The sequence below is a fragment of the Brucella tritici genome, assembly GCF_902825325.1.
Taxonomy (GTDB): Bacteria; Pseudomonadota; Alphaproteobacteria; order Rhizobiales; family Rhizobiaceae; genus Brucella.
The window spans coordinates 207,422-231,325 of sequence record NZ_CADEAR010000007.1 but is presented as its reverse complement, the minus strand read 5'-3'; the positions used below and the strand labels follow the sequence as shown (position 1 = coordinate 231,325).

Below are 23,904 nucleotides of genomic sequence, written 5' to 3'. Positions count from 1 at the left end.
AACGGTATTATAAGTAGCGCCATGAAGATTCTCGTTATTGAAGATGACCGCGAAGCGGCCCGCTATCTGGAGAAGGCCTTCACCGAGGCCGGACATTCCGCCGATATCGCCGGTGACGGCGAGACCGGCTATACGCTGGCCGAGAATGGAAGCTACGATGTCCTCGTAGTCGACCGCATGCTGCCGAAGCGTGATGGCTTGTCCGTCGTGGCTGGTTTGCGTGCCAAGGGCATGGAAACCCCGGTCCTGATCCTTTCCGCACTCGGCGAAGTGGATGACCGCGTCACAGGACTGCGAGCCGGTGGTGACGACTACCTTACCAAGCCTTATGCATTCTCCGAGCTGCTGGCTCGCGTCGAGGTTTTGCAACGTCGTTCCAGTCCCCGCGAAGCAGATACGATCTACCGCGTCGGCGATCTGGAGCTTGACCGGCTTGCGCATACAGCGCGCCGTCAGGATGTGGATATTACGCTCCAGCCTCGCGAATTCCGACTTCTCGAATATCTGATGCGTCATGCCGGACAGGTTGTCACGCGCACGATGCTGCTCGAAAACGTATGGGATTATCACTTCGATCCGCAGACCAATGTGATTGACGTGCATATCTCGCGTTTGCGTTCCAAGATCGAGAAGGGCTTCGACGTTCCTCTGCTTCATACGGTGCGTGGCGCCGGCTACATGCTGAGGGCCGGACGTGCAAAACAATCCGCAGTCGCCAAGGTGGATTGATGAGCCGCTTTTCAGCGCTCATGCGCACAACCGCCGTTCGACTATCAACGCTCTATCTGCTGCTGTTCATCGTCGGCGCGGTAGCGCTGGTCTTCTACATGACCAATCTGTCTGCTTCCATGCTGGCCGCGCAGACCCAGCAATCGCTGGGTGAGGAGATCGGCAGCATTGGCAAGAGCTATGCGCGGGGCGGCATACCGCAGCTCGTGCGGACAATCGATTATCGCTCGCGCCAGCCGGGCGCTTATCTCTATCTGGTCGCTGATCCGACAGGCCGCATCCTTGCGGGTAATGTGGAGAGCGTGGAGCCCGGTGTTCTGGATACCGATGGCATTATTGAGCGCGGGTTCAAATATCGGCGCTATGGCGAGCAGGGCACGGAGACGGAGCACCGCGCCATTGCGGTCGTGATCGCATTGCCGAACGGCATGCGGCTTCTGGTCGGTCGCGATCTGGGTGAACCGGAGCGGTTCCGTGATGTTGTTCGCCGGTCGCTGATGCTGGCGTTAGGTATCATGGGCGTTGGAGCGCTCTTGATCTGGCTGTTTGTGGGACGCCGCGCCCTGAAGCGCATCGATGACGTGTCCAAGGCTTCACAGCGCATCATGGATGGGGATTTGACGGGCAGGCTTCCGGTCAACGGCTCGGGTGATGAATTCGACCGCCTGTCGGGCAATCTCAACGTCATGCTTGGCAAAATTCTGGAATTGAACGAGGGGCTGAAGCAGGTCTCCGACAATATCGCGCACGATCTCAAGACGCCGCTGACGCGCCTGCGCAATCGAGCGGAAGAAGCTCTTTCCGGCAAGAAGGCCGGACCTGAATATCGTGAGGCGCTTGAAGATATCATCGGCGAGTCGGATCAATTGATCCGGACCTTCAACGCGATCCTGATGATTTCGCGTCTTGAAGCAGGCTATTCATCGGAGAATCTCGAAAACATGCCGGTAGCGCCGATCCTTCGCGACGTGGCCGAAATGTATGAGCCCGTTGCCGAGGATGCGGGTGTGAACCTGACACTTGGTGATCTCGATGAAGTTGCGCTTCATATCAATCGCGAACTGGTCGGGCAGACGATTTCCAATCTCGTCGACAATGCAATTAAGTATGCGGGCGGCGATGAGCGGATTGCGACAGTGAGCCTTTCTATGGAGCGTGATCCGAACTGGGTCCGCATCATCGTTGCCGATAATGGTCCCGGCATTCCTGAAGAAAAACGCGAACAGGCGACAGAACGGTTTGTTCGCCTTGAGGAAAGCCGCACGCAGCCCGGTTCGGGACTCGGTTTAAGTCTTGCCAAGGCGGTGATGAAATTGCACGGTGGCGCACTTCGTCTTGAAGGCAATGATCCGGGCCTGCGCGCTGTGCTGGAGTTTCCATTGCCATCGGGCAAGGTCGAATAATGGCGTGACATAAGAGGGGATCATGGCGGCAGAAAACGCAACGGCACTATTCTTGGAGAGAGAGATTCGTGCTTTGACGCCGCTTGATCCCGCAAGGGCGGAGACCTTCCTGGCCGACCTTGCGGCGCGTGCCGGAGAAGAGGAACTTACAGACGTCGTAGCCTTGCTGAAAAAGGCAGAAGCCGCGCCGTTCTTCTCGGCCGTTCTCGATCTTTCTCCATTCATTCGCGAAGCACTGACCCGTCATCCGCGTATTCTGGATCGCATCGTCGACAAATCGCCGGAGGCTGCACTAGAGAATATTCTGGCGGATATCTCGGCCAGTGCTGCAAGTGCAGACGTGACGGAAGCCTCCCTCATGACCAGCCTGCGTGTTCTGAAACGTGAGGCGCATGTCCTTATCGCGCTTTGCGATCTCGCTGGCATTTTCAATACGGAAGCAACGACGGGCTGGCTCACTGATCTGGCCGAGGCCTGCACTGGCGCAGCCGTCCGGTTTCTGCTGCTTGATGCGGATAGTGCGGGCAAGATTAAACTTCCTGACCGAAACCAGCCCGACAAGGACAGTGGCTGGATTGTTCTCGGCATGGGCAAGTTCGGTGCGCGTGAACTCAATTATTCGTCCGATATTGATCTCATCGTCTTCATCGATGAAACCAGACCGGCCATCGGCGATCCGTATGAATGCGTCGAAACTTTTTCACGGCTGACACGCCGCCTTGTCCGCATCCTGCAGGACCGCACCGGCGATGGCTATGTCTTCCGCGTCGATCTTCGCCTGCGTCCGGACCCCGGTTCCACGCCGCTGGCCATTCCTGTCGGCGCGGCACTTCATTATTACGAAGGGCGCGGCCAGAACTGGGAACGCGCGGCGATGATCAAGGCGCGGCCCGTTGCAGGGGACCGCGAATCCGGGAAGCAGGTGCTGGCGGAGCTTTCCCCCTATGTCTGGCGCAAATATCTCGACTATGCGGCCATTGCCGACGTGCACTCGATCAAGCGGCAGATCCACGCCCATAAGGGGCACGGCGATATCGCTGTGCGCGGCCACAATGTGAAACTGGGACGTGGCGGCATCCGCGAAATCGAATTCTTCGTTCAGACGCAGCAGCTCATCGCTGGAGGGCGCTTTCCCGAATTGCGTGGCAACCAGACAGTGCCGATGCTGGCAAGACTGGCGGAGCGGGGCTGGATCACCGAGAAGGCTCGCGATGCCTTGGCGAAGGAATATTATTTCCTCCGCGACGTAGAGCACCGCATCCAGATGATCGCCGACGAGCAGACGCATATTCTGCCCGAAGACGATGAAGGCTTTGCACGTGTTGCCCATATGATGGGTTACGCCGATCCGGCAGCCTTTTCAGATGTTTTTCTCGATGCGCTCAAGGTCGTCGAAAAGCACTATGCGGCCCTGTTCGAGCAGGCTCCCGAACTTGGAAGCTCATCCGGCAATCTTGTCTTTACTGGCGATGTGGATGATCCGGGCACACTGGAGACGCTCGCGGCCATGGGCTATGAACGTCCGAGCGATATATGCCGCGTGATCCGCACGTGGCACTTCGGGCGTTATCGCGCCACGCAATCTGCCGAAGCGCGTGAGCGCCTGACCGAACTTACGCCCGCTCTGCTCAAGGCCTTTGCCGAGACCAAGCGCGCGGATGAAGCGCTCTTGCGTTTTGACGGTTTTTTGAAGGGCCTGCCTGCGGGCATCCAGCTTTTCAGCCTGTTGCAATCCAATCCCCGTCTCCTGAACCTTCTCGTGTTGATTATGAGCGCCGCCCCCCGGCTTGCCGAAATCATCACGCGCAACCCGCATGTTTTTGACGGTCTGCTCGATCCGGCGATTTTCTCGGAAATGCCGACACGCGCCTATCTGGAAGAGCGCCTTCGCGTGTTTCTGGGGCCTGCGACCGATTATGAGGAAGTGCTGGACCGGTTGCGTATCTTCGCTGCCGAACATCGTTTTCTGATCGGTATTCGCCTGCTCACAAGCGCCATTGATGGCGTGCGCGCTGGTCGCGCATTTTCCGATCTGGCTGAACTGATGATCGGCAAGGCATTCGAGGTTGTGGCGGCTGAACTGGAGCGACGCCACGGCAAGGTTAAGGGCGCGAGAGTGGCGCTTCTGGCCATGGGCAAGCTTGGCAGTCGCGAACTCACCGCCGGTTCGGATGTCGATTTGATCCTGCTTTACGATCACGACAAGGAGACGGATGAATCAGACGGTGAAAAGCCGCTGGCTCCCTCGCAATATTATATTCGCCTGACCCAGCGGCTCATTGCGGCACTTTCCGCGCCAACTGCGGAAGGCGTGCTCTACGAAGTTGATATGCGGCTGCGTCCTTCCGGCAATAAGGGACCGGTTGCCACCCACATCGAATCCTTCGGCAAGTATCAACGCAGCGAAGCATGGACATGGGAACATATGGCCTTGACCCGTGCGCGCCCGATTCATGGCGACGAGGCGTTTATGGATCACATCAGAAGCGAGATCGACAAGGTTCTTGTCTCTCCCCGTGACGTGAAAAAGATCGCCAAGGATGTGCGCGAGATGCGCGACCTCATCTATCAGGAAAAGCCACCTGCCGATGATTGGGATTTCAAGCTGAAGCCCGGCGGCATTGTCGATCTGGAATTCATCGCCCAGTTTGCCTTGCTGGCCAACAAGCTCGACCGGAAGCCGCGTCCCTTGGGTACAGAAGAAATCCTTTCGGCCCTAGACCCGTCTTTTGCTGATCCGGCGCTTGCCGATAGCCTTGTCGGCGCCCATCGCCTCTATACCAATCTGAGCCAGACGATCCGTCTGTGTCTTGGAAGCGATGCCAAACGTGAAGAATTCATACCCGGCATGATCGACCTGCTATGCCGTGCGGCCGACATGCCAGACATAAAGCGCGTCGAGCATCATCTGGCGGAAGTCGCCGTTGACGTGCGGACAAGTTTTGAGAAGCTTTTGACCATCTAATCAGGCCGCGTGGATTTCCGCACCATGTCCAACCTGACCGCGCTTGCGATCAGGGATGCAGACCGAAACCACGGTGCCAACGCCTTCGGTTGAGCGAATGCGAAGCCAGCCGCCGTGAAGCTCGGCCAGTGAACGGGTGATGGCAAGTCCGAGGCCGGAACCGGTATGAGTCTTGGTGAACTGGTTTTCCACCTGTTCGAAGGGCTGGCCGATCTTCTTGATTGCCGATTTTGGAATGCCGACACCGGTATCCTGAATAGTCATGAAGAGGGCTGAGCCGGTCTTTCGCGCCCGTACCGTGATCTGCCCGCCGTAGGATGTGAACTTCACCGCATTGGAGAGAAGGTTGATGAGCACCTGCTTGATCGCGCGCCGGTCGGCATAGAGCTGCATTGCCTCTTCGATGCGCGTATTGACCGCAATATTCTTCTCATCCGCCTGCAGCGAAATCATGCGTACCGTTTCATTGATAAGCGGGCAGAGATCGATCTGCTCACGGTCGAGCGAGAATTGCCCGGCCTCGATCTTCGACATGTCGAGAATGTCATTGATGACATTAAGCAGGAAGTTGCCGCTTGTATGGATGTCGTTGATGTATTCCTCGTAACGGTCGGAGCCGAGCGGGCCGAACGTGCCTGCCTGGATCATTTCCGAGAAGCCGATGATCGCATTGAGCGGCGTGCGCAGCTCGTGAGACATATTGGCGAGGAATTCGGACTTGGCGCGGTTCGCGGCTTCCGCGCGTTCCTTTTCCTGACCGTATTTGCGGGCAAGTTCGGAGAGTTCACGCACGCGATCCCGCTCGCCTTTGCGTGCAATCGACAGGTCGTGAATCGTCGCCATTAGGCGGCGTTCGCTGTCGACCAGACGTTCCTGATGCAGCTTGAGCTGGGTAATGTCTGTGCCAATGGATACAAGGCCGCCGTCCTGCGTGCGACGTTCGTTGACCTGGAGCCAGCGGCCATCGCTGAGCTGGCGTTCAAAGGTCTGACCACCAGCGCGGTTATGTTCATTGGCCATGCGGCGTTCGAAAGTGAACGGGCGTGTATGGGCATCAACTTCGTTGCGCGGCACACCGGGTTTCAGGGTCCAGACCGGAAGGCCAGCATATTCACTGAACTTGGAATTCGCCATGACGAGGCGGTTGTTGGAATCCCACAGGATGAAGGCTTCCGAAATATTCTCGATGGCTTCGCGGATGCGCATGTCGGCTTCCGCCGTCGCTTGCGCAAAGCGGTGCTGTTCGCTGACGTCGAAGGCGATGCCGACCAGATGAAGATCGCCTTCGCTGGCGATTTCCGCGCGAACACGCATCCAGACCCACGAACCATCGGCGTGGCGCATGCGGAAGACGCGGTCGACATGCGAAATATCGCCTGCCGCTGCCTGTTCGGCGATCGAATAAAGATCGCCATCTTCCGTATTGATGATTGCAGCCACGTCACCGAATGGCAGCACCGCATCCTGCGCTTCGTAGCCAAGCATCTCATACATGGAATGCGACCAGTAGATGCGACCGCGTGCCATGTCCCAATCCCACAGGCCGCAACGACCGCGACCCAGCGCCAGATCAATACGACGCTGGATCTGATTGGAAAGATCGTCGGCCTCGCGGGCTCGCGCTGCCTGGCTGAAATAGGCATAGAGAATGGCGAACATCACGCCGGTCGTACCTGCAAAGAGCGTCACGTTGAGCGATACGGCCCGGCGCCATTCCGCGAAGATGGTGCTTTCCGGTTCAATGGCGATGACGGAATAGGGCAGGGTCATCGGCTTCGACAAGGCACCAAAAGCCGGTTCACCTTGCAGCATGACTTTCAGCACGCCTGCACGTTCTGCAAACAGGAATAGCGGCTGCGCTTCCGAAAGGATCGTATCGACAGGCTTGCCGGATAGATCGGACATAGGGCCAGAGACTGCCACCACGGAGGATTGTGGGTCGATGACGGCAAGCGTCATGCCGGACGACGACAGCCCGCGCGAACGAAACTCGGCTATCGTATCCTGAATGTCCTTAGCAGCGATCTGCGCCCCGGCGTCGGTGCCGTTGGCAACACGTTCGATCATCTGTGCGAGATTGACGGTCGCAGCCGACAGAAATGCCTTATGCTGCTGCTCGATATCCTCGCGCCACGCCAGCATCGAGAAGACGCGCGCTACGCCGAGAATAATCAGGAAAATAATGATGAGCGCAGGAACGAGGCGTCGCAGGATAGGCTCGATTGAGACGAACTTGCCATAGGCCGGACCAGCAAGAAGACTGACATGGCCCGAAAGCTTGCCTTTCCTTCTTTTCCGACCGGATTCGCAATGCGTCCCCGCCGGCGCGCCATACGCGTCGGTGCTCGCCATATAATGGTCCCTCGTGAATTCCCTGCGAGTGAAGTGATTCGGAATACGCCACCTCCGAATATGATCAATGAATCAAAAGTGATTCGCGCTGTCCAGCGAATTCGTTAACGAGGCGTAAAAATCAGGGTTTTATCAGCCAATTTATTCATGAATCTCAAGCTCTTAAGTGGAATCAGCATCGCATTTGATTCGGCTAAAGGCATGAAAAGACTCATGAAAGCTGACTGCCCGCCGCCTTTGCGTTCATCAGCATGAAATGGCTCGTTCCGATTGCTGGTTAAGCAGTCGGAACGAGCGAATCACCATAACGATCAGGATAGGTCGCGAATCAGGCGAGAGTGCGGTCCACGATATCGCGCAGGTCGGTAGATAGTTTGCCTGCGCCTGAAATACGCGCCAGCGCTGCCCTTGCATGCTCGCGGCGGGTATCTTCAAGCGAACGCCAGGAGCGAAGCGCCGTCAGAAGCCGCGCTGCAAGCTGTGGATTTTCTGGATCGATGGACAGGATCGTATCTGCAAAGAACTCGTAGGCCGCACCATCCTTGCGATTGAAGCCGGTCGGATTGGATGCGGAGAATGAGCCGATCACGGAGCGGACGCGGTTCGGATTGTCGAGCGAGAAGAGGGCGTGTTTCGTAAGATCGCGCACAGCTTGCAAGGCTTCGTCGCCGGGACGGCTCGCCTGCACGCTGAACCACTTGTCCATCACAAGACCATCCTTGCCGAACCGGTGCTCGAAACTTGCCAGTGCGTCCTTTGCCTCGTCCGTATCGCCAAAGCGGTGCACCAGCACGGCCAGCGCCGCGAAGCGGTCAGTCATATTATCCGAATTGACGAACTGGCTGGCGGCGCGTTTCTGGCTTTTGTCGTGGCGGCTCAGATAATCGAGCAGCACGTTTCGCAAGGCACGTTTGCCTGCTGCGTCTGCATCCGGCGAGAAAGCGCCATCCTGTTTCAGGCCATCATAGAGCTTTGCGAAGTCGTCGGCATATCGGGTGGCAATAGCGTCCACGAAATGGTTTCGGCTGGCGAGGATCGCATCCGGATCGACATTGCTGCCCATCTCGCGTGCGATGTCGCTTTCGCTCGGCAGCGTGAGGCAAAGCGCACGAAAGGCCGGATCAAGCGTCCCGTCCGAAGCGATATTTCCGGCAAGTTCGATGACCTTATCATCAATCGCCGGTGCATGACCGCCGCGAACACGCTTGGCGCCTTCAAGCAGGGCCTGGTTGAAAATTCCGGTTAATGCCTGCCAGCGGGCAACCGGATCGCTGTCGTTGAGGGCCAGGAATGCGCGATCATCATCCGATAGAGGTGCTGATAGATTTACGGGAGCCGAGAACCCGCGCAACAGCGACGGCACAGGGCGTTCCTTGATGCCGTGGAAGATGATCTTTTCGGAAGAACGATGCAGATGGATTACGTCGCCGCGCACGTCTCCACCTTCAACGGATGTTGGCATCATATCCTTGCCGTCAGAACCGAGAAGGCCGAAGGCAATCGGGATATGCATCGGCTTCTTGACGGTTTGTCCGGGCGTCGCTCCCAGCGACTGCACCAGTTCAATCGTGAAGGTTTCCTTCGCAGCATCGTAGGCGAAAGCGGCTTCCACCTTTGGTGTTCCAGCCTGATCGTACCAGAGCGCGAACTGTGAAAAGTCCTGGCTGGAAACATCGGCGAAAACCTTGACGAAATCTTCGATAGTCGCCGCTTCTCCGTCATGGCGCTCGAAATAGAGGTCCATACCCTTGCGGAAGAGCTCAGACCCGATGATCGTGTGGATCATGCGCACGACTTCCGAACCTTTTTCATAGACGGTGGCCGTGTAGAAATTGTTGATCTCACGATATTCGCGCGGGCGCACAGGATGAGCGAGCGGCCCGGCGTCTTCCGGAAACTGCTGCGCTTTGAGAATCTTCACTTCTGCGATGCGCTTCACCGGGCCCGAGCGCTCATCGGCGGAAAATTCGTGGTCGCGATAGACCGTCAGGCCTTCCTTGAGGCAGAGCTGGAACCAGTCGCGGCAGGTGATGCGGTTGCCGGTCCAGTTATGGAAATATTCGTGTGCGATCACCGCTTCGATGCCCGCATAGTCGACGTCGGTTGCGGTTTCGGGATCGGCCAGCACATATTTGTCGTTGAAGACGTTGAGACCCTTGTTCTCCATCGCGCCCATGTTGAAATCGGAAACGGCAACGATGTTGAAGACGTCGAGATCATATTCGCGCCCGAACTTCTCCTCGTCCCAGCGCATGGATCGCTTCAGTGCATCCATCGCATAGAGTGCCCGGCTTTCCTTGCCATGTTCGACATAGATTGCCAGATCGACAGGCCGTCCGGACTGCGTGGTGAAGTGATCCTTCACGACGCCAAGCGATCCGGCAACGAGTGCAAAGAGATAGGACGGTTTTGGGTGTGGATCGTGCCAGATTGCGAAGTGCCGGTCCGAGTTGCCTTCGACCGATCCGCTGTCAACGGGGTTGCCATTGGACAGGAGAATGGGGGCAGCTTGCTTGTCGGCGTCAACTCGCACCGTATAAACTGACAGCACATCCGGGCGGTCATAATAATAGGTAATGCGGCGGAAGCCTTCTGCCTCGCACTGCGTGCAATAAACGCCACTGGAGCGATAAAGGCCGGATAGCTGGCGGTTGGTGGTCGGGTTGATTTCTGTCACGATTTCAAGCGTGAAGCGCTTGCCTTCCGGCAGATCGCTGATTTCAAGCTGGTCGGGCGTTGCGACATAGCTGTTGTCGGCAAGCGCCTTGCCGTCAATGGCGATGCTGACAAGCTTCAGTTCGTCACCATCGAGAACCAACGGTGTGCCAGCCGGGGTGTCATCCCGGCGTTCAATCGTCAGCGTAGCACGGACGAGCGTTTTTTCCGGTTCCAGTGAGAAGCCCAGTTTCGTCTCGGGTATGGCGTATGGGGTCGGACGATAATCTTCGAGACGGAATGTCTGGCCGGTTTCAGTACGCATAGCGAAACTCTCTCCCTGAACTCACATTGAACTCACAATGCTGGATTCGTACCCGGAATTGCAGCCAAGGGAAACTCAATTCCAGAACAACCAACCGGCCTTTTGTGACCGGAGCATTTCCAGCAAAAGTGCGAAGCGGCTTTGCGTCGGATAATGCGACAAAACAAACGACAGACACTTTGCCAAATAATTTTCAGCGGAACCTTTGTGCTACTGGTGCTGTCTCACAAACAGGAATAAGAAAACAGGCGCTCGAATATTTTGGGCGAACCTGCGCTTTGTGTTTTTAAGGAATTGCGTTGTGAACGCTCATGCGAGCGCGCCTGTCGAGGCTGCCCATCTTGAAACCAACCCGATGCTCGGCATCGGTCTCAAAATCGCTTCCGTTGCCGTTTTTGTCGCCATGTCCACCTTGCTGAAGGCGGCTGAAGGCGTGCCTGTCGGACAGTTGATCTTTTTCCGGTCGTTCTTCGCAATCTTCGCGATACTGGTCTATCTGGGGTGGCGCGGGCAGCTTTCCGGCGTGTTCCGCACCCAGAACGGTTTCAGCCATTTCTGGCGTGGGCTGGTGGGCGTCTGTTCCATGTCGATGAGCTTTTTCGCTCTCACCAAGCTGCCGCTGCCCGAAGCAATCGCGATCAACTACGCTTCACCGCTGATTACCGTCATTCTTGGCGCGGTCATCCTGCATGAAGTCGTGCGATTTTATCGCTGGAGCGCGGTTCTCATCGGGCTTGGTGGTGTGATGGTCATCATCTGGCCGCGGCTGACGGTGTTTTCCGGCGGCAGCATGGGGCATGACGAGGCCATGGGTGCGTTTGCCGCTCTTGGCGCGGCTATTCTGTCTGCGGTGGCCATGATGCTTGTGCGTCGCCTCGTGCAGACGGAGCGCACCTCGACCATTGTGATCTATTTTTCCCTATCCGCGAGCGTCATTTCCCTGGCAAGCCTTCCATTCGGCTGGATCGTACCGAACTGGTCACAGCTTGCCATGCTGGTCGGTGCTGGCTTTGCGGGTGGTGTTGGTCAGATCCTTCTGACCGAGTGTTATCGCCATGCGCCGATGTCGACGATTGCTCCCTTCGAATACACTTCGATGCTGCTGGGACTTGCCATCGGATTTTTGCTGTTCGGCGATATCCCGACTTTCGAAATGCTGGCCGGTAGCGCCATCGTTATGGCGGCGGGCGGTTTCATCATCTACCGCGAGCACAAGCTTTCCATTGCGCCCCACAAGGTGAACGCACCTCAGACACAATGAATTCAGCTTTGACCGGGTGCGCCCTCTGCACGAGGATCAAGCTGCATGGTTTCCGGCGTGGACTGGCCGTCCGGCGTATGGAACTTGTATTCGGTCTTCTGGTCGCTGATGGCCGGGCGTTCGAAGCGACGGATGCGCCAGAAGGCATGCAGGCCGTATAAGCCGTAGGCAATGGCCATGGTTACGAAGAAGCCCGATGCACCGATCAGATCCATCAACGGGCCGGAAAGAGCAGGCCCGATGACGCTGCCCACGCCGTAAATAATCAGCAATCCGCCGGAAACCTTCACGAATTCGCTGGCGTCCGCATAGTCGTTGGCGTGAGCGACGTTGAGGCTGTAGATCGGATAAATAACCGAGCCGAACAGAAACATCATGATGTAGAGCGCATAGGGCGAAGTGGGATGGAACAGCACCATCACCATCGACAACGCAAAGCCGATAATACCGGCGATCACCATGACATAGCGACGATCGACAAAGTCAGATCCCCGTCCGAGCGGATACTGGAAGATCGCGCCGCCGACCATGGCACAGGCAAGCATTGTTGCGATGCCGAAGGTCGAAAGACCGTTCATCTCGCCGTAAATGGCAGCGAGGAAGTTCCAGGTGCCTGCAACTATACCAGCAATCAGCGAGCCGACGGCTGCAGCAGGCGACCGTCGGTAAAGCCCTTTCAGATCGAGCGAAACCTGCGTCAGCGGGTTGGGCGACTGTGCACTTGAGAGGGCGGTTGGAAGCAGTGCGCTTGCATAGATGATGGCGCAAATGATGAAGAGCGTCTGCGTTCCCGCATCGCCGAACGGCAGGATGTATTGTCCGCACAACAGTCCGAGCATGGTGATAATCATATAGATCGAGAAGATGCGGCCGCGCGATTCATTGGTCACACGCTCATTCAGCCAGCTTTCGATAATCATGTAGCTGCCTGCGAGCGAAAAACCTGCAATGCCACGGAAGATCATCCATGCGACGGGATTGACGACCAGTGCATGGAACAATAGCGCCATCGAAAGCAGCGTCGCCAGAGAGGAGAAGACGCGCACATGCCCAACGCGCCGCACCAGATGCGGCACCACGATGCAGCCGATCGTGAACGCGAGAGAATAGCTCGTACCCATCCAGCCGATGGTCGTGGTCGACCAGCCTTCCATGCCGCCACGCAGGGGCAGAAGAATACCCGCAAGGCCACCGGCAAGCAGCATCAGAAAGGTGCTTGCAAGCAAAGCGGCTATGGGCAGGAGCTGGCCAGCCATGAAAAACTCCACAGTGAAATCCCATGGGGAATCTGAATTTAGGGCTACTTGTCGCCGAAAGGCGGTTTGGCAAGCGGCGAAATAGAACAAGTTTGCGGCATGTTGGTGACAATACCGCCTACGCCGCCTGCCGATGCCACTGAACTACGGAGATTTCAACTAATCAATTCGGCCAATTTCAGCTTCACAGCCAGAAAATCGCGCCATGCAAACCGCTTTTGCGCTGGCGTTCGCAGAAGGTAGGCTGGGTGCAGGGTCGGCATGACGGGAATTTCGAGGCCGTTGGGCGTACGATGAATCTTCCAGTTGCCGCGTAGCCGAAGGATACCTTCCGTCGCGCCGGTGAGTGCCTTGCCCGCAGGTCCGCCAAGTGCAACCAGAACTTTCGGCGCGGCAAGCTCGATCTGTCGTTCTATGAATGGCCGACAGAGTTCCGTTTCAAGCGGCGTCGGCGTGCGGTTGCCGGGCGGACGCCACGGGATCGTGTTGGCGATATAAACGCTTTCTCGCTTCAGGCCGATAGATTCGATCATGCGATTGAGAAGCTGTCCGGATTTTCCGACAAACGGCAATCCTTCCATATCCTCATCCCGTCCGGGCGCTTCACCGATGAACATGATGTCGGATGACGGATCGCCATCGGCGAAACAAAGGTTCTTCGCCGTGAATTTCAAGTTGCAGCCGTCGAATGCAGCGAGCTTCTCCCGCAATTCCTCCAGTGTCGAAGCCTGTGCCGCCGCCTCGCGTGCGAGCGCAATCTGCGCTGTGTCGGGAAGGTCGGCTGCGGCTTGAACAGGCCTGCTGGTGGGGGCAGGTGTCGGGGCCGGACGTGGTTGCTGCTGCCGGGCGCGCTCCGGCGAATTCGACATTTGCGCCGTTGGTTGCGAAGGAACAGGGCGCTGAGGCTCCGCAAACCGGTCTAACGGCGTTTCGGAAAGCGGCATGTCAACGCCTGCTTCCGCATAGAAGCGGAGCAAACCTTCAATATCCAGCGTTTCGCGATTATCAGCCATTATCTACCTCACCTCTGAGGTGGCGAATTTTGCGGGTGAATGCAAGAGCCCGGTTGGGATTTAGGGCTTGTTTCGACGGTTAGTGACAATTCATATCCGATTTCACACCGGCATATCCCAGCCAGAGCCAGCTACGGCTCTCTTATGCTCATGACATGCTGTGAAGTCGTACTTCTTCCATCACCAAGAACAAATCCTCATCGCAGCTTCTTGAATGGAATAGATTTGACGTTTACGTTAAAGTAAATGAATATGTGGACGTAGGACGCCTGTTTTGGACAATTGGACGCATTTGCGACAGTCTCCAACTCTGCGACAGGGTAAGGCAGATTACGGGGAAACGGCAGGTCTTTCCATACCATCAGTGCTGACAGGCAGTCGGTTCATGGGTATTCGCGATTAGATCATGCACAAAAACAATTGGATGCGTCGTCTGGGCTACCTTAGTAAGAAGACGATGTTACACCGGACGGAGGGATGAATGTCTGAAGCCCCAGAATATGCGAACCAGGAGCTTCCCGAACGCGAGAGCATGGAATTCGACGTTGTTGTCGTCGGCGCGGGTCCTGCTGGCCTTGCTGCGGCAATCCGCTTGAAACAGGCGAATCCCGAACTTTCCGTCGTCGTCCTCGAAAAGGGTGGGGAAGTCGGAGCGCATATTCTTTCTGGCGCTGTCGTTGATCCGGTGGGCATCGACCAGCTTCTGCCGGGCTGGCGCGAGGAAGAGGGGCACCCCTTCAAGACGCCCGTGACAGCCGATCATTTCCTCGTGCTGGGGCCTGCAGGTTCCGTGCGCCTGCCGAATTTCGCGATGCCGCCTTTGATGAGCAATCATGGCAATTACATCGTGTCCCTGGGCAATGTCTGCCGCTGGCTCGGCACCAAGGCCGAAGAACTTGGCGTGGAAATCTATCCGGGCTTTGCAGCAACCGAAGTGCTCTACAATGACGAGGGCGCAGTCATCGGCGTCGCCACTGGCGATATGGGTGTCGAGCGTGACGGAACACATGGTCCGAACTATACACGCGGCATGGCGCTGCTCGGCAAGTATACGCTGGTCAGCGAAGGCGCGCGCGGTTCGCTTGCCAAGCAGCTGATCTCGAAATTCAAGCTCGACGAGGGCCGCGAACCGGCGAAATACGGTATTGGGCTCAAGGAATTGTGGCAGGTCGATCCTTCCAGGCACAAGCCGGGGCTGGTTCAGCACTCCTTCGGCTGGCCGCTCGACATGAAGACCGGCGGCGGCTCGTTCCTCTATCATCTCGAGGACAATATGGTTGCGGTCGGCTTTGTGCTGCACCTTAATTACAAGAACCCGTATCTGTCGCCGTTTGAAGAATTCCAGCGTTTCAAGACGCATCCGGCCATCAAGGATGTCTTCGAGGGTGGCAAGCGTCTTTCCTATGGCGCACGTGCAATTACCGAAGGCGGTTTCCAGTCGGTGCCGAAGCTTTCGTTTCCGGGCGGAGCACTCATCGGTTGCTCGGCTGGTCTGGTCAACGTGCCGCGCATCAAGGGCAGCCACAATGCGGTTCTTTCCGGCATTCTCGCTGCTGACAAGATCGCCGAGGCAATTGCCGCAGGACGCGCCAATGACGAGCCGGTCGAGATCGAGAACAATTGGCGTTCGAGCCTGATTGGCAAGGATCTCAAGCGCGTGCGTAACGTCAAGCCGCTGTGGTCGAAGTTCGGCACGATTGCTGGCGTGGCGCTCGGCGGCCTCGATATGTGGACCAACCAGCTTTTCGGCTTCTCCATCTTCGGAACGCTGAAGCACGGCAAGACTGATGCGCAGTCACTTGAGCCGGCTGCGAAACACGCGAAGATCGACTATCCGAAGCCGGATGGCGTTCTGACGTTCGACCGCCTGTCGTCGGTGTTCCTGTCGAACACGAACCATGACGAGAATGAGCCTGTGCATCTTCAGGTCCGTGACATGAAATTGCAGCAGACGTCTGAACACGACATCTTTGCCGGTCCGTCGACACGTTACTGCCCTGCGGGTGTTTATGAATGGGTGGATGCCGACGGCAACTCTGCTGCCGATCCGCAGGCAAAGGACGTGCGGTTTGTCATCAACGCGCAGAACTGCGTGCACTGCAAGACTTGCGATATCAAGGACCCGAACCAGAACATCAACTGGGTGCCGCCGCAAGGCGGTGAGGGGCCTGTTTACGTAAACATGTAATGTTTGCGGAAAACAGTGTCCGTCTCGACCGCCATCCGAGCATTTCCAGCAAAAGTGGCGCCGGTTTTGCGTTCCGGAAATGCGGCTAAAAGAGAGTTGGCGAGGGACCTGTTTACGTGAGCATGTAAAAGAAAAAGGCGGTCTGGGACCGCCTTTTTTATTGAAGCATGACGGACTGGGTTTCCGGTTCTTCTTCATCTGGCCGAACGGGCGGCGGAACGGAAAAATCGAGCCGAACCGGCAGATGATCGGAGCCAGCATCTTCACGCGCCGAAACCTTCGCCCCTCCGATTTCGGGGCTTACGAGTATCTGATCAATCGGCAGGCCGATATAGGGCGCCAGCGTAACAGGCAGCAGGTGCGTCATCCACGTGCCGCCGATGCCGGTCATATGACGGGTGCCGGAGGCATATTCGACACGACGAACGGCATTGCTCCACGGTGCCGCATTGAAATCACCGGCGACGACCAGAGGACCTTTCAGCTTCTGTAGTTCCGGTTCGATGTAGCGGAGTTGATAAGGCTGCCAGCGTGGCCATGGCCATGAAAAGTGCAGTGCTGCGACATGCACGGTCGTTCCGCCGAAATTGATTGGCGCAATTGCGAGCAAACCATCGCCGACGCAGGCCGTCTGTGCATCTTCGCTGAAAGGCCGCTTCGACAGGATGCCCACGCCCCATGTGTTGGGATCGTCAGCACAATTGAGGTGGTAGGGATAGGAACCCTGGAGAATGGTGAGCCATTTTGTCCATTGCTCACTCGCTTCCTCATAGGTGATGACGTCCGGCTTTTCCCGCGCAATCATCTGGAGAATGCGTTTTGGTTCGGGATTGTCTTCGCGCAAATTGATCTGGACGAGGCTGTAGCGTGCCCCACCTTGTTCCTGCGCCTGTGCACCTGTAGAGCCGCTCAGGAAATCGCGTGCAGCACCGACAGTTGTACTGAGAGCCATAACGGCAAAAAGCAGAAGCATCGCTGCCTCGCGCCGCATTTTGGTGAAAAGCAAGGGAACGGTCAGCACTGCCAGCAAGACGGCGAGGTGGGCTCGAAAATGCGAAAAGGAATCCAGTGCGGGATGTACCGCCCCAAGAAATCCGAGCACGAGCGGAACCGACAGCGCGACAGCAGCCAGCAACAACAGGAATGAAAGGTTTTCACGGCTTTTCGACATGAAATGCCTCTAGCTATTGAATACGGCGCGATAATGGAAATGAAGGCAGTAGGGGAATAAGGGAATAAGGGAATAAGGGAATAAGGGAATAAGGGAGTAGGATCCAAGCTGCTCTGTTTCCAGCACAGCTCCAACATACTGCCTTACTCCCTTTTTCCCCTACTCCCTTAACGTCACTGGAAAGCCGTTTCGTAGAAGCTGCGGAGCTTGCGGGAATGCAGCCGCTCGTCCGGCATGGCGGCGATCTTTTCCATTGCGCGGATGCCGATGCGCAGATGCTGCGCCACCTGTCGCTTGTAGAATTCGGTCGCCATGCCCGGAAGTTTCAGTTCACCGTGCAGCGGCTTGTCGGAAACACACAGAAGCGTGCCGTAAGGCACACGGAAACGGAAACCATTGGCCGCAATTGTCGCGGATTCCATATCAAGCGCGACAGCGCGTGCCTGTGAGAGGCGTTGCACCGGGCCACGCTGGTCGCGCAGTTCCCAGTTACGGTTGTCGATGGTTGCGACCGTGCCGGTACGCATGATCTGTTTCAGATCGTAACCTTCCAGACCGGTGATTTCCTCGACGGCCTCTTCCAGCGCAACCTGAATTTCAGCAAGTGCTGGCAACGGCACCCAGACAGGCAGATCGTCGTCGAGAACATGGTCTTCACGCATATAGGCGTGTGCCAGGACATAATCGCCAAGCTGCTGGCTGTTGCGAAGGCCAGCGCAGTGACCGAGCATCAGCCATGCGTGAGGGCGAAGCACCGCGATATGGTCGGTTATGGTCTTGGCATTGGACGGGCCTACGCCAATATTGACCATCGTGATGCCCGAATGGTCGCCCCGTTGCAGGTGGTAGGCTGGCATCTGGGGCAGGCGAGGTAGAGGGCTGCCACTGCTTGGTTCGCTCTCGCCCGCGCGCGTAATCAGATTGCCTGGTTCAACGAACTGTTCATAACCGCCGCCGCCTTCTGCCATCAATTCGCGGGCATAGGCGCAGAACTCGTCCATATAGAACTGGTAGTTGGTGAACAGTACGAAGTTCTGGAAATGCGCCGGGCTTGTCGCCGTGTAGTGCGCCAACCGATGCAGTGAATAATCGACGCGCTGGGCAGTGAATGGCGCAAGCGGCATCGGTTCGCCGGGGGCGGGCTCGAAATCGGCATTGACGATCTTGTCGTCGGTTGCCGCCAGATCGGGCACGTCGAAGAGATCACGCAGCGGGTGCGTGAAGGCATTGGCGACAGATGCCTCTACATAAGTGCCTTCCTTGAAGGCGAAATGGATCGGGATCGGCGTTGAGGACTCTTTCACCGTCACGGTCACACCGTGATTGCGCATCAGGAGACGAATCTGCTCGGTGAGATAATGGTCGAACAGATCGGGCCGTGTGATGTTTGCGGAATAATCGCCCGGCGTCGAGACATGGCCATAAGCCAGCCGAGAATCCACATGCGCGAAGCTCGATGTAGACAGGCAGATTTCGGGATAATAAGCGCGATAGCGCTGCGGCGAAACCTCGCCGCGCGCAACCTTCTCGAACGCATCGCGCAGGAAAGCCGTGTTGCGATCATATAGCTTTTGCAGGGCGGCAACCGCCGCACCGGCGTCGTTGAAAACCTCCGGGTCAACGGTCGGAGGTGTTTTGATCTCGGTCAGAAATGGATGTTCGATTCGCTGTGTCATGACCTAGTATAGCAGAGTCCATGACTGGTATATGACCCAGTTTATGCGACGCGTTGCAGGCTCACATAAAGTACGAGGCCGATGCCGCTCATCTGGGAATGCTGGCCAATCTGCGTGTAGGCGAAGGTTGCTGCCGGACCGGTGAAAATGGCTGTGAAAAGGAAAACCCGAAGGGCGACTGCGGCTATGATCCGGGTTCTTTTCATGGCCGTTCTCCAGCAGGCTTTTGGGTGAAGGCGGCTACAGGCCCGATCACCGGCTGATCCCGGTAGACGTTATATCTCTGGTCAACGAAAATGCTGGCGACTGCGGCAAAGCCAGCGATCATCAGGCAGACAATTGTTAAACGACGAAGCATACTGGTTGACCCCCAAAGCCGTTCTGATTTCTGTTCTCCCTATTCAATCTAGCGATAGCGCCTGAACCGTCCCTGAGAGCGTCGTTCATGCAGTGTTCAAAAATATTGATGTTCCGTTTATTGCCACAAGTGGCTCTTGTGCCTGCCCGAAAGGGTCTTATGTTTCCCATCATTGGAATGCGGGAACACGTCCCGCGCAATTTCAGGATCAGCGGGAGAGAACCCATGGCCGAACAGACCAAGCCCATCGAATTGTATTATTGGCCCACGCCGAATGGCTTTAAGATCAGCATCATGCTGGAAGAACTGGGCGTTCCCTACGAGGTCAAATATATCAATATCGGCAAGGGCGATCAGTTTCAGCCGGACTTTTTGAAGATTGCTCCAAACAACCGTATGCCCGCGATCATCGATCCGGAAGGGCCGGGCGGCGAACCGATCTCAGTGTTCGAATCTGGTGCGATCCTGCAATATCTCGGCCGAAAGTTCGGTAAGTTCTACCCGACCGAGGAACGCAAGCGTGTCGCCGTTGACGAATGGCTGATGTGGCAGATGGGTGGACTAGGCCCGATGTCTGGGCAGGCCGGGCATTTCCGTATCTATGCTCAGGAAAAAGTCCAATACGGCATCGACCGCTATACCAATGAGGTCAACCGTCTCTACGGCGTCCTGAACATGCAACTTGAAGGCAAGGAATATATCGCTGGCGAATACTCCATTGCCGACATGGCCTCCATTGGCTGGATTAATGCCTACAAGAATTATGACCAGAACCTGGATGACTTCCCGAACCTGAAGCGCTGGCATCAGACGATGAATGCGCGCCCTGCGGTGCAGCGCGGTCTCGTGGTCGGCAAAGAAGAACGTGAACGTGCAAATGCGTCCGTGAACAAGGAAGAGGAACACAAGATTCTCTTCGGTCAGAAGGCACGCTGAACAAGCGATGAAAGAAAGGGCGGCCTGGAGCCGCCCTTTTTGATTCCGCAGCGCTGGATATTACTGGCGCGCCAGGCTTTCGCTCTTGCAGATCAGGCCGCCCATCACGCAGCCGGAGAGTGAAAGCGTATTGCCCTTGACACTGGCCTTGCCAGTATAGGTTTTGCCTTCGTCAAGCTTGTTGACCTCACCCTTATAGCTGCCCCCGGTGCCCGACATCGTGCCGATGGACTTGCCCTTGTATTCGCCGGTCTGCACCGTACCGCAGAACTTGTTAGCGCCGCATGCTGCATAGCTGATGATCGTGCCGTTCGGACGCTTCCACGTGCCGACGATCCCTTCCTCGGCGAGGGCGGGTGCGGCAAAGGTGGCTGCAAGCGTCATTCCAAGAATAAGTGTGCGGATCATTCTTTCCTCCCAAATCGCCGCCAGTCCCGGCTTTGCCGGTCGCAACGATGAAACCGCTGTGATGCGTTCTGAAGTTTAAGACGGAAGCCTCCTCGACCATCCGTCAAGCTTACGCAAACGTAAACGTAAACCAGTTTCTGGCGAAGCGGAAGAGGGATATTTATGTCGTGCTCGGCATATGAAACACTGCCCTTTGTACACACACGCCCGCGTTCGAATGTTGTCTATAGTTAGCAACTGGTTTCGTTCAATCATGCGGATTTGAATCGAATTTTTACGAAAATCCAGCAATCGGCAGCACTTGCATGTTTAACAAAATCCCAAGTTTACCCCTTGTTCGGATTTTGTTGGTTGCTCGTTAAGCATCTGGTTTAACGCGCATTTCAATCCTTTCCCGTAGATTTGAGAGCATGAACGGAACGACAGAGGCGGCAGTTTCGAAGCAACGAAATCAGGCTTTGAAATAAAGACCGGACGGTTCTCGGGATTTAACAGGGACAAAGAAAATGGCACAGTTTCAGAGCTTTACGAATAAGAACAACGCAATCGCGCAGGATCGCATTCTTCTGGAAATGGGCATGAAATTTGCCATCGGTCGCGATTGCGAGATCGACGTGGTGCAGGCCCACAAATGGCTGAACATTGCCGCCATCCGCGGCAGCGAGAAGGCCGCCCGTATGCGTAATCAGGTGGCTGCCACGATGAGCAAGGGCGAACTGGCAGCGGCGTTGCGCGACGCACGCGAGTGGATGACCGCCCACTGAGCGACAAACAGTCGTGTGTGAGAAAAGCCGTCTTCGAAGGCGGCTTTTTGTTTTCTCAGCTTATACCGAGATACCGGCCCGGTTTGTGATTGATTGCAATGATAAGATTCATGGCAATCGCGCCGATGAGGGAAAGTGCCATATTTTCCCACGGGATAAAGAACAGCGAGACCAGCATAATCAGGATATCGAGGCCGAGCTGAAACCAGCCGGCCCTTATCCCATAGGCATCTTGCAGATAGAGCGCCAATATATTGACGCCGCCGACACCGGAACGATGCCGGAAGAGTGCGAGTACACCCATACCCATCAAGGTACCGCCCATGAGTGCGGCGAAAAGCGGATTGACGCTTGAGAAGTCGACACTCAAGGGCATCAGTCGCGCAAAGCCCGACATCATGGCCACTGCGACGAATGTTCTGATCGTAAAAGCCCACCCCATTCGACGCACGGCAAAATAGTAGAATGGCAGATTGATCAGGAAATAGAGCAACCCGAATTCAGTGCCTGTTGCATACTGGATGAGAAGGGCGATACCGGCGGTGCTGCCAGTCATTAGCATCGCCTGGCTGTAAAGCGTAATGCCAAGTGCAATGAAGGATGTGCCGATCAGCATCGCCATAGCATCTTCATAGAGGCGGTGACGGTCGAATGCGGCAGATTTCGGCGCATCAATAAGGGCAGCGGCGTTATCAGTGATATCGGCCACGTGGAAACTCCAGAACAGCGAGAAGCCGGCAATCCGGCAAAAAGATTACGGTGCCGGAACGAGTTCCGGCATGTCATGCATTCGCGCTGTGCAGATGATTGGGCCATAGCACGCAGCGTAAAGTCTTGGGAGACGATTAAATATAACAGCCCTTGCGATGCAGCGCACGGCTTGAAAAATTGTTATTTCACGGTCTTCTTTGTGGATTTATCGCAATCGGGAAGGCCGATTGTTTTATTTTATTTCGCGCGCCATCTGCGCGAGAAAGCGTTTCACATCATACGGACTGCGCAAATGGTGCTTGGAAAGATGTTGAGGCGCCTTCTCCAGAAAGGCCAGCGCACGAATACGACCGTTCTTGCGGTAGCCAGCCACCCATTTCAGAAAATCCCAGTCGAAACGCTCCACACAACCTTCCGCCATATCCGGGCGCGAGCGTCCGTAGTGGATTACCGTTCTTTTCAGTACACGCCACAGGCGACGCATGGTCGATATATCGAGAAAAATAAGCATATCTGCCCGCAAGGCCCGGTAATTCATAGTTTCGCTATGATTGCCCTCGAATATCCATCTGTCCTGATTTGCCGCTTCCTTGGTGAGGCGACCGATCTCGTCACGTGATCGCATCGTCCAACCAGGCTGCCAGTAGAGGGTATCGATATGAACGACCGGTAAGCCGGTAACCTCGCCGAGCGCACGCGCGAGGCTTGATTTTCCCGAACCGGCGCCGCCAATGATCATGATCCGCTTTGTCATCTGCACCGCCCCAGGATTTTAACTCTGTTCGAATAAAAATCGGACATGAGGTGGGAAGTACTATAATTTTACTTCATGGCACCTGCATGACCATAACGAGCAAAGAAAGCCCGTTAGAAAATTTGTATTGGAGCTGATGGTAATATTGACCAAATGATTGACAGTCAACTTTGCGAAGCGCAAGGTTGACGTATAAGCGGAACGGGTCAGAGCAACGATGACATCTCTCGTTCCTCTATATTAGCAAGATCGCAAGGCACAAAGCACGCCACGCGATCGGAAGGCTGCATTCGACAGGGAGTGACAAGATGTCTATTCGATCCATCACAGCTATGGCTGGCACGGCCATTATCATGAGTGCCGCTGCGTTTGCATTTTCATCGCCTGCCAACGCGCTGACGATGAAGGAATGTAGCGCGAAGTATCAGTCGGCCAAGGATGCTGGCACGCTCGGTAACATGAAGTGGAACGACTTCCGCAAGGCGCAATGCGGAGACGGCGCAGATGCCGCCGCGGCTCCCGCAGCTCCTGCACCTGCCGCTCCAGCCAAAAAGGCAGCCAAGAGTGCAGCCGCTCCGGCAGCAGATGACAGCGCCAAAGGCCTGACAATGAAGCAGTGCAGCGCCAAGTATCAGGCGGCTAAGGATGCCGGTACGGACAATGGTGTTAAGTGGAACGATTTCCGCAAGGCCGAGTGTGGCGCGGGTGCAGATCCGGTAGCGCTCAGCACGGATGGCAACAACGAACCGGCAGCACCGACAGTTGCTGCACCGAAAGGTGTGAAGTTCCCGACTGCGGTTTCAGCAAAATTCTCCAGCGAATCCGCTGGAAAGGCTCGTATGCACACTTGCCTCGAACAGTACCATACCCTGAAGGATGCCAATGCACTTGGCGGCCTGAAGTGGGTGCAGAAGGGCGGCGGTTATTACAGCCTCTGCAACGCGCGCCTGAAGGGCAATTCCTGATCCTATCAGGGCAA

19 protein-coding genes are annotated in these 23,904 nt (G+C 56.3%); 8 read left to right on the top strand and 11 right to left on the bottom strand.

The genetic code is table 11. From position 1 onward, the window contains the following. Positions 1–21 precede the first annotated feature (21 nt). The 3 genes from HWX93_RS12655 to HWX93_RS12645 are packed head-to-tail and all read left to right on the top strand — an operon-like array spanning position 22 to position 5,097. Positions 22–729, top strand: coding sequence for a response regulator transcription factor (locus HWX93_RS12655; protein ID WP_176037527.1), 708 nt, complete (start codon positions 22–24; stop codon positions 727–729). Continuing rightward, positions 726–2,132 (top strand): sensor histidine kinase, encoded by a 1,407-nt coding sequence (locus HWX93_RS12650; RefSeq protein WP_176037526.1) that lies wholly within the window; start codon positions 726–728, stop codon positions 2,130–2,132. Before HWX93_RS12655 ends, HWX93_RS12650 begins: the two co-directional genes overlap by 4 nt. A 22-nt stretch (positions 2,133–2,154) precedes the next feature. Then, positions 2,155–5,097 carry a bifunctional [glutamine synthetase] adenylyltransferase/[glutamine synthetase]-adenylyl-L-tyrosine phosphorylase gene (locus tag HWX93_RS12645; protein ID WP_176037525.1) on the top strand — a complete coding sequence of 981 codons (2,943 nt, stop codon included), beginning with the start codon at positions 2,155–2,157 and terminating at the stop codon, positions 5,095–5,097. Here the strand turns inward: HWX93_RS12645 and HWX93_RS12640 are convergent, their stop codons facing one another. After that, complete coding sequence (locus HWX93_RS12640; RefSeq protein ID WP_176037524.1) at positions 5,098–7,449, bottom strand: PAS domain-containing sensor histidine kinase; 2,352 nt, start codon at positions 7,447–7,449, stop codon at positions 5,098–5,100. It lies immediately after the preceding gene. Between the two features lie 328 nt (positions 7,450–7,777). After that, the gene (gene pepN, locus HWX93_RS12635) at positions 7,778–10,429 is read right to left on the bottom strand and encodes an aminopeptidase N (RefSeq protein ID WP_176037523.1); all 2,652 of its coding nucleotides are present in this window, start codon (positions 10,427–10,429) and stop codon (positions 7,778–7,780) included. 355 nt (positions 10,430–10,784) lie between these two features. Here pepN and HWX93_RS12630 point away from each other — a divergent pair, with 355 nt between their 5' ends. Continuing rightward, a complete protein-coding gene (locus HWX93_RS12630) occupies positions 10,785–11,690 on the top strand; it encodes a DMT family transporter (RefSeq protein ID WP_282188496.1) in 906 nt (301 codons plus the stop codon). Between the two features lie 2 nt (positions 11,691–11,692). Here HWX93_RS12630 and HWX93_RS12625 read toward each other — a convergent pair whose 3' ends face one another. Further along, a complete protein-coding gene (locus HWX93_RS12625; RefSeq protein ID WP_151557872.1) occupies positions 11,693–12,946 on the bottom strand; it encodes an MFS transporter in 1,254 nt (417 codons plus the stop codon). A 155-nt stretch (positions 12,947–13,101) separates the two neighbouring features. Continuing rightward, on the bottom strand, positions 13,102–13,959 hold the full coding sequence (locus HWX93_RS12620) for a uracil-DNA glycosylase (protein WP_151557874.1): 858 nt from the start codon (positions 13,957–13,959) through the stop codon (positions 13,102–13,104). A gap of 481 nt (positions 13,960–14,440) precedes the next feature. On the opposite strand from HWX93_RS12620, the gene HWX93_RS12615 reads away from it, so the two are divergent. Beyond that, positions 14,441–16,147, top strand: a complete 1,707-nt coding sequence (locus tag HWX93_RS12615) for an electron transfer flavoprotein-ubiquinone oxidoreductase (protein WP_151678628.1) — start codon at positions 14,441–14,443, stop codon at positions 16,145–16,147. 157 nt (positions 16,148–16,304) lie between these two features. Here the strand turns inward: HWX93_RS12615 and HWX93_RS12610 are convergent, their stop codons facing one another. From HWX93_RS12610 to HWX93_RS12595, 4 genes are all read right to left on the bottom strand, one after another. Then, positions 16,305–17,318, bottom strand: a complete 1,014-nt coding sequence (locus HWX93_RS12610; RefSeq protein ID WP_151678627.1) for an endonuclease/exonuclease/phosphatase family protein — start codon at positions 17,316–17,318, stop codon at positions 16,305–16,307. A 173-nt stretch (positions 17,319–17,491) separates the two neighbouring features. After that, a complete protein-coding gene (locus HWX93_RS12605) occupies positions 17,492–18,994 on the bottom strand; it encodes an AMP nucleosidase (RefSeq protein WP_176037522.1) in 1,503 nt (500 codons plus the stop codon). A gap of 41 nt (positions 18,995–19,035) precedes the next feature. Continuing rightward, a complete protein-coding gene (locus tag HWX93_RS12600; protein WP_167522243.1) occupies positions 19,036–19,200 on the bottom strand; it encodes a hypothetical protein in 165 nt (54 codons plus the stop codon). After that, entirely contained in the window at positions 19,197–19,352 is a 156-nt protein-coding gene (locus HWX93_RS12595; RefSeq protein WP_167522242.1) for a hypothetical protein, read from the bottom strand. The genes HWX93_RS12600 and HWX93_RS12595 overlap by 4 nt, the downstream gene beginning before the upstream one ends. Positions 19,353–19,577: 225 nt before the next feature. Here HWX93_RS12595 and HWX93_RS12590 point away from each other — a divergent pair, with 225 nt between their 5' ends. After that, positions 19,578–20,288, top strand: a complete 711-nt coding sequence (locus HWX93_RS12590; RefSeq protein ID WP_151678626.1) for a glutathione binding-like protein — start codon at positions 19,578–19,580, stop codon at positions 20,286–20,288. A gap of 60 nt (positions 20,289–20,348) precedes the next feature. Here the strand turns inward: HWX93_RS12590 and HWX93_RS12585 are convergent, their stop codons facing one another. After that, on the bottom strand, positions 20,349–20,696 hold the full coding sequence (locus HWX93_RS12585) for a DUF2147 domain-containing protein (RefSeq protein ID WP_061347263.1): 348 nt from the start codon (positions 20,694–20,696) through the stop codon (positions 20,349–20,351). Positions 20,697–21,202: 506 nt separating this feature from the next. Here HWX93_RS12585 and HWX93_RS12580 point away from each other — a divergent pair. Further along, a complete protein-coding gene (locus HWX93_RS12580; RefSeq protein ID WP_061347264.1) occupies positions 21,203–21,460 on the top strand; it encodes a sel1 repeat family protein in 258 nt (85 codons plus the stop codon). 55 nt (positions 21,461–21,515) lie between these two features. Here the strand turns inward: HWX93_RS12580 and HWX93_RS12575 are convergent, their stop codons facing one another. Continuing rightward, the gene (locus HWX93_RS12575) at positions 21,516–22,169 is read right to left on the bottom strand and encodes a YitT family protein (RefSeq protein WP_151557882.1); all 654 of its coding nucleotides are present in this window, start codon (positions 22,167–22,169) and stop codon (positions 21,516–21,518) included. A 234-nt stretch (positions 22,170–22,403) separates the two neighbouring features. Continuing rightward, positions 22,404–22,925, bottom strand: a complete 522-nt coding sequence (locus tag HWX93_RS12570) for a DNA topology modulation protein FlaR (RefSeq protein WP_176037521.1) — start codon at positions 22,923–22,925, stop codon at positions 22,404–22,406. Positions 22,926–23,233: 308 nt separating this feature from the next. Between HWX93_RS12570 and HWX93_RS12565 the strand changes: the two genes are divergently transcribed. After that, complete coding sequence (locus tag HWX93_RS12565) at positions 23,234–23,890, top strand: antifreeze protein (RefSeq protein ID WP_176037520.1); 657 nt, start codon at positions 23,234–23,236, stop codon at positions 23,888–23,890. The last annotated feature ends 14 nt before the right edge of the window (positions 23,891–23,904 follow it).